Source organism: Hymenobacter sedentarius, from assembly GCF_001507645.1.
In the GTDB taxonomy this organism is placed as follows: Bacteria; Bacteroidota; Bacteroidia; order Cytophagales; family Hymenobacteraceae; genus Hymenobacter; species Hymenobacter sedentarius.
In genome coordinates this window covers 738,632-751,342 of sequence record NZ_CP013909.1, presented here as the reverse complement: position 1 = coordinate 751,342, position 12,711 = coordinate 738,632, and the positions used below count along the sequence as shown (strand labels likewise).

General features: G+C 61.4%; 12 protein-coding genes and 1 tRNA gene. 7 read left to right on the top strand and 6 right to left on the bottom strand.

Going from position 1 to position 12,711, the window contains the following annotated elements; all coding sequences use genetic code 11:
• Window positions 1–168: 168 nt before the first annotated feature.
• The 5 genes from AUC43_RS03135 (at window position 169) to AUC43_RS03115 (ending at window position 5,400) form a co-directional block, all read left to right on the top strand.
• Window positions 169–1,053 carry a prephenate dehydratase gene (locus AUC43_RS03135; RefSeq protein ID WP_082684872.1) on the top strand — a complete coding sequence of 295 codons (885 nt, stop codon included), beginning with the start codon at window positions 169–171 and terminating at the stop codon, window positions 1,051–1,053.
• A gap of 17 nt (window positions 1,054–1,070) precedes the next feature.
• Window positions 1,071–2,276 carry a pyridoxal phosphate-dependent aminotransferase gene (locus AUC43_RS03130; protein WP_068198139.1) on the top strand — a complete coding sequence of 402 codons (1,206 nt, stop codon included), beginning with the start codon at window positions 1,071–1,073 and terminating at the stop codon, window positions 2,274–2,276.
• Between the two features lie 66 nt (window positions 2,277–2,342).
• Window positions 2,343–3,212 (top strand): prephenate dehydrogenase, encoded by an 870-nt coding sequence (locus AUC43_RS03125; protein ID WP_233254097.1) that lies wholly within the window; start codon window positions 2,343–2,345, stop codon window positions 3,210–3,212.
• 175 nt (window positions 3,213–3,387) lie between these two features.
• Complete coding sequence (locus AUC43_RS03120) at window positions 3,388–4,458, top strand: chorismate mutase (protein ID WP_099092869.1); 1,071 nt, start codon at window positions 3,388–3,390, stop codon at window positions 4,456–4,458.
• A 348-nt stretch (window positions 4,459–4,806) separates the two neighbouring features.
• The gene (locus tag AUC43_RS03115) at window positions 4,807–5,400 is read left to right on the top strand and encodes an Hsp20/alpha crystallin family protein (RefSeq protein WP_071885802.1); all 594 of its coding nucleotides are present in this window, start codon (window positions 4,807–4,809) and stop codon (window positions 5,398–5,400) included.
• A 227-nt stretch (window positions 5,401–5,627) separates the two neighbouring features.
• Here the strand turns inward: AUC43_RS03115 and AUC43_RS03110 are convergent, their stop codons facing one another.
• From AUC43_RS03110 to AUC43_RS03095, 4 genes are all read right to left on the bottom strand, one after another.
• Window positions 5,628–6,986, bottom strand: a complete 1,359-nt coding sequence (locus AUC43_RS03110; protein ID WP_068189842.1) for a M56 family metallopeptidase — start codon at window positions 6,984–6,986, stop codon at window positions 5,628–5,630.
• 2 nt (window positions 6,987–6,988) lie between these two features.
• Window positions 6,989–7,354 carry a BlaI/MecI/CopY family transcriptional regulator gene (locus AUC43_RS03105; protein ID WP_068189839.1) on the bottom strand — a complete coding sequence of 122 codons (366 nt, stop codon included), beginning with the start codon at window positions 7,352–7,354 and terminating at the stop codon, window positions 6,989–6,991.
• A gap of 165 nt (window positions 7,355–7,519) precedes the next feature.
• Complete coding sequence (locus tag AUC43_RS03100; protein WP_068189836.1) at window positions 7,520–7,948, bottom strand: hypothetical protein; 429 nt, start codon at window positions 7,946–7,948, stop codon at window positions 7,520–7,522.
• 80 nt (window positions 7,949–8,028) lie between these two features.
• Window positions 8,029–9,285 carry a TCR/Tet family MFS transporter gene (locus AUC43_RS03095; RefSeq protein ID WP_068189833.1) on the bottom strand — a complete coding sequence of 419 codons (1,257 nt, stop codon included), beginning with the start codon at window positions 9,283–9,285 and terminating at the stop codon, window positions 8,029–8,031.
• A 165-nt stretch (window positions 9,286–9,450) separates the two neighbouring features.
• On the opposite strand from AUC43_RS03095, the gene AUC43_RS03090 reads away from it, so the two are divergent.
• Window positions 9,451–10,548, top strand: a complete 1,098-nt coding sequence (locus AUC43_RS03090; protein WP_068189830.1) for an acyltransferase family protein — start codon at window positions 9,451–9,453, stop codon at window positions 10,546–10,548.
• 91 nt (window positions 10,549–10,639) lie between these two features.
• On the opposite strand, the gene AUC43_RS03085 is transcribed toward AUC43_RS03090, so the two are convergent.
• Complete coding sequence (locus tag AUC43_RS03085; protein WP_157780904.1) at window positions 10,640–11,290, bottom strand: alpha/beta hydrolase; 651 nt, start codon at window positions 11,288–11,290, stop codon at window positions 10,640–10,642.
• 178 nt (window positions 11,291–11,468) lie between these two features.
• Here AUC43_RS03085 and AUC43_RS03080 point away from each other — a divergent pair.
• A tRNA-Met gene (locus AUC43_RS03080) sits at window positions 11,469–11,541 on the top strand.
• 379 nt (window positions 11,542–11,920) lie between these two features.
• On the opposite strand, the gene AUC43_RS20785 is transcribed toward AUC43_RS03080, so the two are convergent.
• The gene (locus tag AUC43_RS20785) at window positions 11,921–12,388 is read right to left on the bottom strand and encodes a hypothetical protein (protein WP_157780903.1); all 468 of its coding nucleotides are present in this window, start codon (window positions 12,386–12,388) and stop codon (window positions 11,921–11,923) included.
• Window positions 12,389–12,711: the final 323 nt, after the last annotated feature.

Genomic DNA, 12,711 nt, shown 5'->3' with positions numbered 1-12,711 from the left:
TTCGCAGATGCTCCCTACGCAACAGGTCTTTTTTTATTACGGCTATTACTTCTTTTTTAAAGAGAAGCGGGCCCTCTGTTGCTAGTGTCAACCATCACACTACTACCAACATCCCCAGGGCCCCGCACAACGGAGGCCTTTTTTATTGCTCGTTTTTTCAGAATTGCCATGCCTAAGCACGTGTCCATCCAGGGGTTCAAAGGAAGTTTTCACGAAGTGGCCGCCCGCCAGTATTTCGGGGCGAAGCCGGACCTGCTGCCCTGCGCCACGTTTGCCGCCGTGGTGGCCCATGTGGTCAACGGCTCGGCCGAGGCCGGCCTTATGGCCATGGAGAACTCGCTGGCGGGCAGCATTCTGCCCAACTACCTGCTGCTGGAGCGGACGGCGGTGCGCGTTACCGGCGAGGTGTACCTGCCCATTCACCAGCACCTGCTGGCCCTGCTCGGCACCACCCTGGCCGACGTGCAGGCCGTGCACTCGCACCCCATGGCCCTGCGCCAATGCGGCGAGTTTCTGGACGGCCACCCGCACTGGAAGCTGGTGGAAACCGACGACACCGGCCACAGCGCCCAGCTCCTGGCCGAGCACCGCACCCCCGGCGTGGCCGTGGTGGCCGGCGCCCAGGCCGCCGAGCAGTTCGGGCTCAACATCCTGGCCCCCGCCATTCACGACGACCCGCACAACTACACCCGCTTTCTGGTGCTGGAGCGCGCCGAAACCGCTCAAAAAGACCCCCTGGCCGACAAAGCCTCGCTGTATTTCCATGCGCCCCACGCGCCGGGCAGCCTGGCCCAGGTGCTCACCCGGGTGGCCGCCCACGGCCTCAACCTGAGCAAGCTGCAGTCGTGCCCGCGCCCAGGCCAGCCCTGGCACTACGGCTTTCACGCCGATGTGGAGTTCGACGAGCTGGCGCAGCTCAACGCTCTGCTCCACGACCTGGCCCCCGTCACGGAGGAGCTGCGGGTGCTGGGCGCCTACCGCCGCGGCCACTGGAACACCACCGAAATCGCCACTGCCGACGCCAGCGCGGCCACGTCCCCCAAAGCAGCATGAACACCCCGCAGTCTCCCATGCAGATTTCCACTGCCAGCCGCCTGGCCCAGACCGGCGAATACTACTTCTCGCGCAAACTGCGCGAGCTGGCCGCTCTCAACGCCGCCGGCGCCAACATCATCAACCTCGGCATCGGCAGTCCCGATTTGCCGCCGCACCCCAGCGTGACGGCGGCCCTCACTGCCACCGCCGCCCTGCCCAACGCCCACGGCTACCAGGGCTACCAGGGCACGCCGGCCCTGCGCGGCGCCATGGCCGACTTCTACCAGCGGCACTACGGCGTAGCCCTGGACCCTGCCACCGAAGTGCTGCCGCTGCTGGGCTCCAAAGAAGGCCTGATGCACGTGGCCATGACGTTTCTGGAAGCCGGCGACGCGGTGCTCATCCCGAACCCCGGCTACCCGACCTACCGCGCTGTGGCCGAAATCTGTGGGGCCGAGGTGCGCGAGTACGACCTGAGCGCCAACACCGGCTGGCTGCCCGACCTGGACGCGCTGGCCGCCACCGACCTCTCGCGGGTGAAGCTCATGCTGGTGAACTACCCCCACATGCCCACCGGTACGGCCGCCGACCTGTCGTTTCTCACCCGCTTGGTGGCGTTTGCCCGGGAGCACCACATTCTGCTGGTGCACGACAATCCGTATGGTTTCGTTCTGAACGAAACGCCACCCATCAGCTTGCTCGCGGTGCCTGGCGCCCGCGAGGTGGCGCTTGAGCTGAATTCGCTGAGCAAATCGCACAACCTGGCGGGCTGGCGCGTGGGCATGCTGGTGGGCCGGGCCGATTTGCTGGCCGACGTGCTGCGCTTCAAAAGCAACATGGACTCGGGCATGTTCCTGCCGGTGCAGCAGGCCGCCGTGGCTGCTCTGGCGCTGGGTGCCGACTGGTTTGAGTCCCTTAACGCCACCTACCGCGCCCGCCGCGAGCTGGTAGTGGAGCTGCTGCGGGCCCTGGGCTGCGCGCCCGCGCCGGGCCAGGTTGGGCTGTTTATTTGGGCCGCCGTGCCCGCGGGCTTTGCCGACGGCTACGCCTTCAGCGACGCGGTGCTGGCCGAGGCCCGGGTTTTCCTCACGCCCGGCGGCATTTTCGGCAGCAACGGTCTAGGCTATGTGCGCGCCAGCCTATGCCAGCCCGAAGCCGTGCTGCGAGAGGCGCTGGAACGGGTAGAACTGATGAATAAACGTCATGCTGAGCCTGCCGAAGCATCTCTACCACGCAAGTAATTAATAGTTAGCACAACGAAGCGGTAGAGATGCTTCGACTGCGCTCAGCATGATGGGCTTCTAACAATGAATAACGAATATCCCAAAACCATGAACGTCACCATCATCGGTCTCGGCCTTATCGGCGGCTCGCTCGCCATCAGCCTGCGCCACCACGGCTTGGCGCAACGCCTCATCGGCGTGGAGGAGAACCCCGCGCACGCCCGCCGCGCTATGGAATTGGGTTTGGTCGATGAAATCGTTACGGACCTGGCCGCTGCCGTGCAGCAGGCCGATTTGGTGGTGGTGGCCGTGCCCATGGATGCCATGGTGAGCGTGCTGCCGCCCGTGCTGGATGCCGCTACCGCGCAGCAGGTAATTATCGACGTTGGCTCGACCAAGCAGGCGCTGCTGGCAGCCGTGGCCGACCACCCCAAACGGGGCCGCTTTGTGGCCGTGCACCCCATGGCTGGCACCGAGCACTCGGGGCCCGAAGCCGCAGTAGCGGGCCTGTTTGAAGGCAAAACCGTCGTGCTCTGCGATACCGACATGAGCGACCCCGATGCCGTGCGCGTGGTGGAGCAGCTGTTTCACGCGCTGCCCATGCGCCTGCTTTACCTCGACGCCACGGCCCACGACCTGCACACGGCCTACGTGTCGCACATCTCGCACATTACCTCGTTCGCTTTGGCACTCACGGTGTTGGAGAAGGAGAAAGAAGAGCAGCGTATTTTCGACTTGGCGAGCGGCGGCTTCGAATCCACGGTGCGGCTGGCCAAAAGCTCGCCCGCCACGTGGGTGCCCATCTTCCGCCAAAACCGGCTCAACGTGCTCGATGTGCTCGACGAGCATTTGCACCAATTGCAGCACCTGCGTGACCTACTCGAGCGGGAAGACTACGCCGGCCTAACCGAACAGATTCAGCAAGCAAACCACATCCGCAAAATCCTGCCTTGATTGGTCTCAGGAACAATAAAAAGAACGTCATGCTGAGCGCAGCCGAAGCATCTCTACCGCAATACTACCCAATGCTGTTTGCAACGAAGCGGGCGAGATGCTTCGGCTGCGCTCAGCATGACGACCTAATAACTAAAAACAAAAAATAACAACCCCAACCATTATGGTACCCACAATGAAATCCGCGCTGTTCAACCGCCAGCCCGACGACAAGCCGTTTCTTATCTCGGGCCCGTGCTCGGCCGAAACCGAAGAGCAGGTGCTCGACACCTGCCAGCGCCTGGCGGCCACCGGCAAGGTGCAAGCCCTGCGCGCCGGCATCTGGAAGCCGCGCACCAAGCCCGGCATGTTCGAGGGCGTGGGCACCAAGGGTCTGCCTTGGCTGAAAAAAGCCAGCGAGCTCACCGGCCTGCCCACGGCCGTGGAAGTGGCTACCGCCAAGCACGTGGAAGACTGCCTGGCTTTCGGCATCGACATTCTGTGGGTGGGCGCCCGCACCACCGGCAACCCGTTTTCGGTGCAGGAAATTGCCAACGCCCTGCGCGGCGTGGACGTGCCGGTGCTTGTCAAAAACCCCATCCATCCGGAGCTGGAGCTGTGGGTGGGCGCCGTGGAGCGGCTCCAGAAGGCTGGCCTGGAGCACGTGGGCCTCATTCACCGCGGATTTTCCAGCTACGGTAACACCGATTTTCGCAACGCGCCGATGTGGCACCTGCCCATCGAAATGAAGCGCCGGATGCCCGAAATGCCCCTGCTCTGCGACCCCAGCCACATCTGCGGCCGGCGCGACACCCTGTTTGCCGTAGCTCAACAAGCCCTCAACCTGGGCTTCGACGGCAACATGATTGAGTCGCACCAAAACCCCGACGCGGCCTGGAGCGACGCCAAGCAGCAAATCACCCCCGAAGTACTGCGCGACCTGATTGAGGGCCTGGTGTGGCGCCACGAAACCACCGACCAGCGCGAATTCCTGACCGCGCTGGCCAGTTTCCGCGAGCAAATCAACCAGCTCGACGCCGAAATCATGCAGCTGCTGGGGCGCCGCATGGGCGTAGCAGAGAAAATTGGGCAGTACAAAAAGGAAAACGACATCACCATCCTGCAAACTGCCCGCTGGAACGAGGTGCTGGAGCGCGCCCTGCGCCAAGGCAAGTCGGTGGGCCTCACGCCCGAATTTGTGGAGCAGTACCTGGCCGCCGTGCACCTGGAATCCATCAACCGCCAGAGCCGCGTTATGGAATCCTAGCGCGGGCCGCGCCCTGGCAAAGGCGTCGTGGCCCTGGCTATTAGCCAGGGCCACGACGCCTTTTTTGGTTAGTGCGCAGCTCAGAATCGCCGGGCGCTGCCGCGGCTTGCCCCGCACTTTACTTGAGCCAATTGCTACGGCCGGGCAGCGAGGGCGGGAAGGGGCGCACCTTAATTTGGGGAAGGGCCCAACGTGTCGTTTGAGTGGGGGTTGAATTAGAAAAAAAGTGCCTTTACGGTTCAGTATAAGGCCTTTTTTGTGAAACAACATGGTTGGCAGAATAGTAAAATACACTGCCCGTGAGGGCGATTAGTTCTTATCTTTTTCCACCCTTAACTCAACTATACCATGGCTATTCAAAAGTATCAGGACTCTTTCGGCGACCTTATGCCGCAGAGTTTTTCGACCATGCTCGACCGGTTCTTTCAGGACTCTGTGGCGGGCCGCGGCCGGGTCAATGCGTTTTCGCCCCAAGTAGATGCTTACGAAACCGACAAGGGCTATCAGATTGACGTGGCCCTGCCCGGTTTGAAGCGCGATGACGTCAAGGTCGATTTTCAGCAGGGCCGCCTTACCATCTCCGGCGAGCGCCAGTTCAAAAACGAGCAAAACGACCGGCGCTACCACATCGTGGAAAGCTCCTATGGCACGTTCCAGCGTTCCTTCCAGCTGCCCGACACCATTGAGCCCCGCCAGATTCAGGCCACCTTTGAGGACGGCGTGCTGCACGTGACGGTGCCCAAAGACGAGGAGAAAACCATGCGCCACAAGATTCAGATACAGGGTGCACAGGCGGGAGGCCAGCCCAGCGGCCAGCTGTCCGAGCGCATGGGCCAGCAAGCCACCGACGTACAGGTGCAGCAAGGCAATGACCAAGGCAACGGGCAGAAAGGCGGCAACCAAGGCGGCAGCCAGCGCCAGAGAGAATCGACCTCGCGCTAAACAGCGAGTATAAAGTTCGTGCGGAGCCAGAATGCAACCGCTTTTCGGGTTTTGTGCGGATTTAATACCAAGAGTACAAAATTAAGGGGCCGTGCATAGCGCACGGCCCCTTTTTAGTTTAGCTCAATTGCTGGCTTGGCGCCAGGTATTGCTAGCCGCGCAGGTTGGTTTGCACGCCCCGCTCGGCCCCACTACAACATTAATGAGGAGCGGCCGGACCTAGTGAGTTATCTGCGATTCGGAGACGTACTGGCAGTTCCTACGGGCTGGCCTTGTGCATCGAAATACTGCTGCTTGGTTTGGCCGCCATCTTGAAACTGGGCGCGGTAGCGGGGTGCGGCCGCATCGGCTTTGGAGTCGGGGCCAATGAACTGCAGCTTGGCATTGGGGTAATTCTTGAGCAGGTAGGCCTGAGCGGCGGCGATAGCAGCTTTTTGCTCAGGCGTAGCCGGCATGAAAGGGGCGACTTTATCCACTTTCTCGTTGAGCGCCAGCACGGCGGCCGAATTCTGGTTGGCCGTGGTTACTACAATGGCCACCGCCCCACTGGCTGCGCCAAACGCCTGGCGGGCCTGCTTTTCGTCCAGCATATGGATGTAGGCAATACTTTTCTGGTCGAGGGCGTACACTGCCGCCTTGTCGCTCAGCTTGCCATCGAGGTAGTACACGGCTGGGCCGGGCGCGGCGGTTTGGGTGGCAGGCGCGGCCGCAGCGGGTGACAGCGCCGCGCCCACACCCACGGCCAGGCCCACCGCCAGCGGCAAAGCCAGCAGGTAGCGCCCGGTCTGGCCCAATGCGGAAGCAGGAGAATTCATCATGATAACACGGTTTTTGAGGGTTGGAAATGTGAAATGGGAGACGAGGGAAGGCCCGGCCACGCCTTGGCTGAGGCATAGCAGGCTGTATTGGTAGGCCTGGCGGTCGAGGCCGGTTTGCAGGGCGGCGTGGTCGGCGAGGTATTCGAGGTTGTCGAGCAGGGCCCGGCGCAGCAGCCAGGCCGCGGGGTTGCACCAGGCCAGGGCCTGGGCTACCTGGGCCAGCAGCACGTCGAGCGTGTGCCACTGGCGCGCGTGCACCTGCTCGTGGCGCAGCACGGCCGCCAGCTCGGCGCCGGGGTGCTGCCGCGGGTTGAGGTAAATGGTGCGCCAGAAGGAAAACGGGCTGACCACGCCCGCCAGCGCCCGGATGGGCTGGCCCAGCACTACCGAAGGGTGTGAAGTGCGCCGCAACTGCCACAGCGACAGCAGCTGCACCAGCAGCCGGCCCAGCAGCACCGCCGCGCCGCCGGCGTAGAGCAACAGCCCCACCGCTCCCCAGTCGACAGCGGGCGCCACTGGGCCCGCGACCATGGCGCTGTGAGCGGCAGATGTTTCTACCAGCACAAAAGCTGCTGGCAAAGCCGCTCCGGCGGGAAATAGCGCTGGCAGGGGCAGCAACGGATACGCCGCGGAAAAAAGCAGGGTGAACAGCAGATAAAAGCGGTTCAGCGAGAAAAAAGTGAGCCGGCGCAGCAGCCCAAAATACGCCGGCGCAAACACCAGCAGCGCCACATTGGCCTTCAGTAGGTAGAGCACGGTAGAGGACATGGCTACTCGGCTTTTTTGCTTTCGATGAGCTTGATAATCTCCTGCAAATCAGCCGCGCTGACTTTGTTGTCCTGCGCGAAAAACGACACCAGGTCTTTGTAGGAGTTTCGGAAATGCTGCTGCACCAGCGTGCCCAGCGAGCTTCGCTGGTAATCATCGGCCGATACCACCGGCACGAAGCGGAAGGAGTTGCCCAGCTTTTCGGCCCGCACGTAACCCTTGCGTTCCAGGTTGCGCACCGTGGAGGCCAGCGTGGTGTAGGGCGGGCGCGGCTCGGGCAGGCGTTCCAGCACTTCTTTGATAAAGCCGCCGTTGCTTTGCCAGAGCACATACATGGCGTCTTCTTCGGATTGGGTGAGGCGTTCCATAAGCGGAAGGGTCTTGCTTTTACGATTATTTCGTAAATCTACGATTATTTCGTAATTATGAAAGCCATTTCCCTATAATTTTTTACTGGCTGAAATAAAAAGGCCTGTCCGTTGCTGGAAAGGCCTTTTTGTAGAAAATATTTTTGGTTGCCTAACGGCGGCCGGTTATGGATGTGCGGCTTCTTGCTGAGCTGTCAGCCAGCTGATGGCTTCGCCTTCGTCGCCGAAGAACCCGACCACGAAGGGCTGGCCTGTATATGAATCGATAGGCGCGAAGGCCGGGCCGGTCACAATTTGCTGGTGCAGGTCGGGGCCCACCAGGTAGGCCACGCAGAGCCGCGCCCCCAGCTGGGCGGCCATGTCGGGGAAGAAATCGGTGAGCAGCCACTGCGTAGTCTGCGGGTCGTTTAGGGTGCGGCGGCGGATGTCCTGCAGCCAAAAGCAGCACTTTTCACGCAGCCCCACCCGGGCTAGCTCTTCGTAAGCGGCCGGCAATTGGGCCGGGCCGGGCTGGAACCCCCAGCGCCCCATTAAAATGCCCAAATCGGGGCGGGGCGTAAGCTGTAGCAGCGGCAAGGGCGGGGTAGGAATCATGCGGAAGGGCGGGGGATGGCAAACGAAGCGGCTCGGGCCGCAACCGCTGCCAAAGTACTACGCCGGCTCAATTTGGGCGACTAGTGCGCCGGAATAGCTTCGGCAGGGGGCGCACTGGCTGCTACGGGCGGGTGCTTGCGGAGCGAGCGCACGGCCAGCCCCACGCTGGCCAGTGCCAGCACCGCACCCAGCAAAAACGGCGCGCCCGGAAACTGCACCGGCGCCGTGGGCCGCGTGAAAAACGCAAACAAATACGTCATCAGCAGCGGCCCCACCACGCCTGTGGCGCTGATGAGGCTGGTGAGCGAGCCCTGCAATTCGCCCTGCTCGTTGGCCGGCACCTGGCCCGAGATGGTGCCTTGCAAGGCTGGCCCTGAAATGCCTCCCAGACAGTAGGGGGCCAGGAAAACCAGCATAAGCCACCCCTTTGAGGCAAACGCAAACAGCACAAAGCCCAGCGCATAGCACAGCAGCCCCACCACAATGGCCCGGGCCGCACCCAGCCGCGGGATGGCCACGCGCACCAGCCCGCCCTGCACCAGGCCAGAAAACAGCCCAATTACCGCCAGCGAGATGCCCACCAGCTTCTCGGTCCAGCCAAACTTGAGCATGGTATAAAACGTCCAGACCGACTGCGTGGCCGAGCCGGCCAGGTAAATCAGCACCAGCGCGGCCACCAGGCCCAACACCGCCGGGTAGTGCCCCAGCCGCAGCAGCGAGGCCACCGGATTGGCCCGCCGCCACTCAAACGGCCGCCGCTTGTCGGGCGCCAGCGACTCAGGCAGCACAAAATAGCCGTAAAAAAAATTGCACAAACTCAGCCCGGCCGCCACCATAAACGGCACCCGCGAGCCAAAGTCGGCCAGCAGCCCGCCCACCGCCGGCCCAATAATGAAGCCAATGCCGAACGCGGCGCCCACCAGCCCAAAGTTCTGGGCCCGCTTCTCGGGCGTGCTGATGTCGGCAATGTAGGCTGTGGCCGTGGTGAAGCTCGCCCCCGTGATGCCCGCAATCACGCGGCCCACAAACAGCCACGCCAGGGTAGGGGCAAAGCTTAGAAAGATGTAGTCGAGCCCCAGGCCCAAGAGCGCCGCCAGCAGCACCGGCCGCCGCCCCAGCTTGTCGCTGAGCCCGCCAATCACCGGCGCAAAGCAAAACTGCGCGCTGGCGTAGGCAAACGTGAGCCAGCCCGAATACTCCGAGGCCCGGCTCAACCCCTCGCCCGTGAGCTGCTGAATGAGCTTGGGTACCACCGGAATGATGATGCCCAGCCCAATGACGTCAATCAGAATCGTGACGAAGATGAAACCAAGAGCGGGAGGACGTTTTTCGGACATGGCAAGAAGGCAAATACAAAGGCGCCGCCGTCACCAGCAGCCGGTCAAAGGTCAGTAGAAAAAAGGACGAGTCCAGCCCCACATTATATCCGCGGCGGCGGGCGCGGGTGGCGCAGCAGGCGCCCCGCGTATTTTGCGGCCCCGCTCCAGGGTTCTGCCTCTTTCATGCCTGCTCCGCCACCTACCGCCCTCCCGTACCACCCCGAACTCAACGGCCTGCGGGCCGTGGCCGTGGGCATTGTGCTGGTGCAGCATTGGCTAGAGCCGCCGTTTCCGCTGGGCGAGCTGGGCCCGAGCTTGTTCTTTGTGCTCAGCGGCTACCTGGTGTCGGGCATTATCTGGAAATACAAAGCCTACGCGGGAGCGCCCGGGCCCTGGTGGCACCGGGTGGGCACCTTCTACCTGCGGCGGGCACTGCGCATCCTGCCGTCTTACTACCTGGTGTTGGCCGGCTGTGCGGTGCTGCCGCTGGCCATGGTGCGCGAGTACCCTAGCTGGTACGTGCTGCCGGGGGCCAATTTTTTGGTGTACCGCTTTGGGGGCTGGGGCGACGGCGTGGGCCACTTCTGGACCATTGCCGTCGAAATCCAGTTTTACCTGCTGTGGCCCTGGCTGCTGGGCGTCTTGGGCCGTCGGCTAAAGCTGCTGCTGGCGATGGTTGCCGTGGGCTGGGGGTTCCGGGTGCTGTGGTCGTTGTGGGTGAGCCCAAACATGGTGCACATGCTGCTGCCCGCCAATCTGGATTTGTTTGGGCTGGGCGCCGTGCTCCAACTGGCGCAGTACCAGCCCTGGCTAGCGCGGCTGGCCCGGGGGCGGTATGTGCTGCTGGCGTGGCTGGGTTGGGCTGCTTTGAACCGGTGGCACCCCTCGGGGCCCGGAGCTCAGTTCTGGGCCTTGGGCCAAGGCACCTGGTTGGCGATTGCCGACTTTCTCACGATTGGCTGGCTGCTGTGCGTGCCCGCGGCCGGCCGTCGCCTGGGCTTGGGCCATGCGGCTACGCAGTGGGTGGGCCAGCGCAGCTACGGCATTTACCTCTGCCACTTGCCGCTGCTGGTGTTTTGGCAGCGGCTGGTATACCACTTCGTGCCCGACGCCGCGGGGCGGGCCACGCTCATGGCGCCCTGGCTCCTCCTGTGCGTACTCGGGCCAGCGGTGCTCCTGCTCAGCGCGGCATCCTGGCATTTCGTAGAAGCTCCCATCGACCGCTTCAAAAACCGATTCCGGTACGTTTCGGCTCCGCGGCCCCTGGCGAAGCACGTTTAGGAGGGCAACGGTACGCAAAAAACTGCCCCGCATAATTTACGGTTTGCCTCCCTATGAAATTGAGCTGGTTGCCTGCGCTACGGCCAGCCGGCTAGGCTTCGCCGCTAGCGCCCAAGGCAGCCAGCGGCAGCGGCCCGGCATCGACGAGGCGTTGCTGGGCGCTCAGGCCCACATCCAGCAAATCCTGCATCAGGCCTTCGCCGGCCGCTTCCGGCGTGTACGTATCGGTAGTGGTGCTCACCACCAGCACCGGCCGCTCGGGCAGGGCCACCAGGGTGGCCCGCCGGTCAATCCCCGCCGGAAACACGGGCGCAGACAGAATCAACCGGATGTATTCGACGCCATTGCCCGCTAGCCAGCGGCAGGCCGCGGCTGCCCCGTGGCCGTAGCCGAGCACCGTGAGCGGCGTATCCGGCGGGCAGGCCGCTAGCACCTCATTGGTGAGGGCATCGAGGTAAGCGCTCAGGTCGTCGAAGTCCGGAAGCAGCGAGTCAGGGGCAAACCAGGCAGCGCCGGTGCGCGGTTCTTCTCCCTCGGCTGCGGGCAATTCAAAACGGCTCAACGCTTCAGGTAGCACCAACAGGCGCTCCGGCGTGTCGAGGTTGCGGAGCTGGTCGGCCAAATCGCCCACGGGCTGGTCGTGGCCGTGCAGGCATACCCACACGTGCTCAATGGCAGGCCCGGACTCGCCCAAGCTCAAATAGCGGGCCGTGCGCGGCGTAGTTAAGGGGAGTGGTATCATAGCAGCGGCGCGGAAAAGTGGTGTATAAGCCCAAGTCTATACGTCCTATCCCAGCTTGCTGCTTAGTGGCGACGCGTTTTTTCTGCCTGACAACCACCCCTTAACCCCTGCTACGCCGCTAAAAAGACATTTTTTGTGGCTTAACCCGAAAGTTTGCTTACCTTTGTATCACAAACAGTGCGGGGTGGAGCAGTTGGTAGCTCGTTGGGCTCATAACCCAAAGGTCACTGGTTCGAGTCCAGTCCCCGCTACCTAAAAGGCCGTTTCCAATATGGGAACGGCCTTTTCTTTTATCAAGGGTACACGTAGGGGTACACGGCCTAATCTTTTAAATTGAGATAGCCGGCTTTTCCAAGCGTCTCAATCATATGCGTAAAGCCCTGTTGTATGGCGCATCGGGGTTTTATTCATCTCCTGAGGGTATAGGTGCGCTTAACTCATCTGACGGCATAGGTGAATTTACACCCCCGTTAATCCTGTAGGTTGCTCCCGTTCTTGTATCCAATATTATCCCCCCGTAAGCGGTTTGATAGCGGCCATTTTGGCTAAGCTGACGCATCATAAATAATAGGGTACAACTCCACAAAATGCCCAACGCAATTAAGGCGCGCTTCAACAAATTACTCATTATTACGAAGGTTCAGGGTAGGTGCGATTGCTTCCTCCTATCAGATAGAAGTCAGCTATGATGCTAGCAACCAAAGCAGGAGACAAACCGAACTGCTTGCCTTGCGTTTTAAAAAAAGCTGAGTCATCATTCATAGATGAGGTGTTTTCCTCATAACCATTGTAGGGCGTGGGTAGCATAGCCTCCACTCCTGATTGAAATGTGTTATGGCCGTAGCCAGTAAAACGCCCTTCAAAGTTTCGGACTAACTGCCCAGCCGTGTCAATCCCAATGCCATGCTTGGTAGCAATTAGGACAATTATCGGGTACGTCTGCCAACCTCTTGGGTCATGTTGGGCTAACCGGTGTTTGCCAGCGTTAGGGTCTTTGAGCTTCTTTCCAACTGGCGTTGAGGCAGTGCTGTGTCCACAAGACGCTAAGCCAATACATAGCCCTAACGCTTTCAGACTGTTTCCTATTATTCTATTCATGAGTTTGGTAAGGCGGATATAACCTCGTTACTAATATATAAGTATATTAATACATTACGGATAAGTGCATAGAAAAACCCCGGCTGGTGAGCCGGGGCGATTCGCAGTGAAGTAATTTACCAGGCGGCCTTTATGAAGTGGGCAACGGCTACGGCCGGGTTGCAGGCAGCTTCTGATTCCCCAGCAGCATTGTATTGGGGTATCATGTAATGTACAAATTGACTAGTAGTGGCTGTGGCCTTCGCAGGATGGGTACCCACTTTAAGAGATTCACTTTCCCACTTGGCGTGGCCTCTCTCAGCAGTGATGGTAGGGCAATCTGC

Coding starts and splice junctions, on each gene's coding strand:
- AUC43_RS03095 (WP_068189833.1), bottom strand. CDS start 9,285: ATGTCCGAAAAACGTCCTCCCGCTCTTGGTTTCATCTTCGTCACGATT.
- AUC43_RS03100 (WP_068189836.1), bottom strand. CDS start 7,948: ATGATTCCTACCCCGCCCTTGCCGCTGCTACAGCTTACGCCCCGCCCC.
- AUC43_RS03115 (WP_071885802.1), top strand. CDS start 4,807: ATGGCTATTCAAAAGTATCAGGACTCTTTCGGCGACCTTATGCCGCAG.
- AUC43_RS03085 (WP_157780904.1), bottom strand. CDS start 11,290: ATGATACCACTCCCCTTAACTACGCCGCGCACGGCCCGCTATTTGAGC.
- AUC43_RS20785 (WP_157780903.1), bottom strand. CDS start 12,388: ATGAATAGAATAATAGGAAACAGTCTGAAAGCGTTAGGGCTATGTATT.
- AUC43_RS03120 (WP_099092869.1), top strand. CDS start 3,388: ATGAAATCCGCGCTGTTCAACCGCCAGCCCGACGACAAGCCGTTTCTT.
- AUC43_RS03110 (WP_068189842.1), bottom strand. CDS start 6,986: ATGTCCTCTACCGTGCTCTACCTACTGAAGGCCAATGTGGCGCTGCTG.
- AUC43_RS03130 (WP_068198139.1), top strand. CDS start 1,071: ATGCAGATTTCCACTGCCAGCCGCCTGGCCCAGACCGGCGAATACTAC.
- AUC43_RS03125 (WP_233254097.1), top strand. CDS start 2,343: ATGAATAACGAATATCCCAAAACCATGAACGTCACCATCATCGGTCTC.
- AUC43_RS03105 (WP_068189839.1), bottom strand. CDS start 7,354: ATGGAACGCCTCACCCAATCCGAAGAAGACGCCATGTATGTGCTCTGG.
- AUC43_RS03090 (WP_068189830.1), top strand. CDS start 9,451: ATGCCTGCTCCGCCACCTACCGCCCTCCCGTACCACCCCGAACTCAAC.
- AUC43_RS03135 (WP_082684872.1), top strand. CDS start 169: ATGCCTAAGCACGTGTCCATCCAGGGGTTCAAAGGAAGTTTTCACGAA.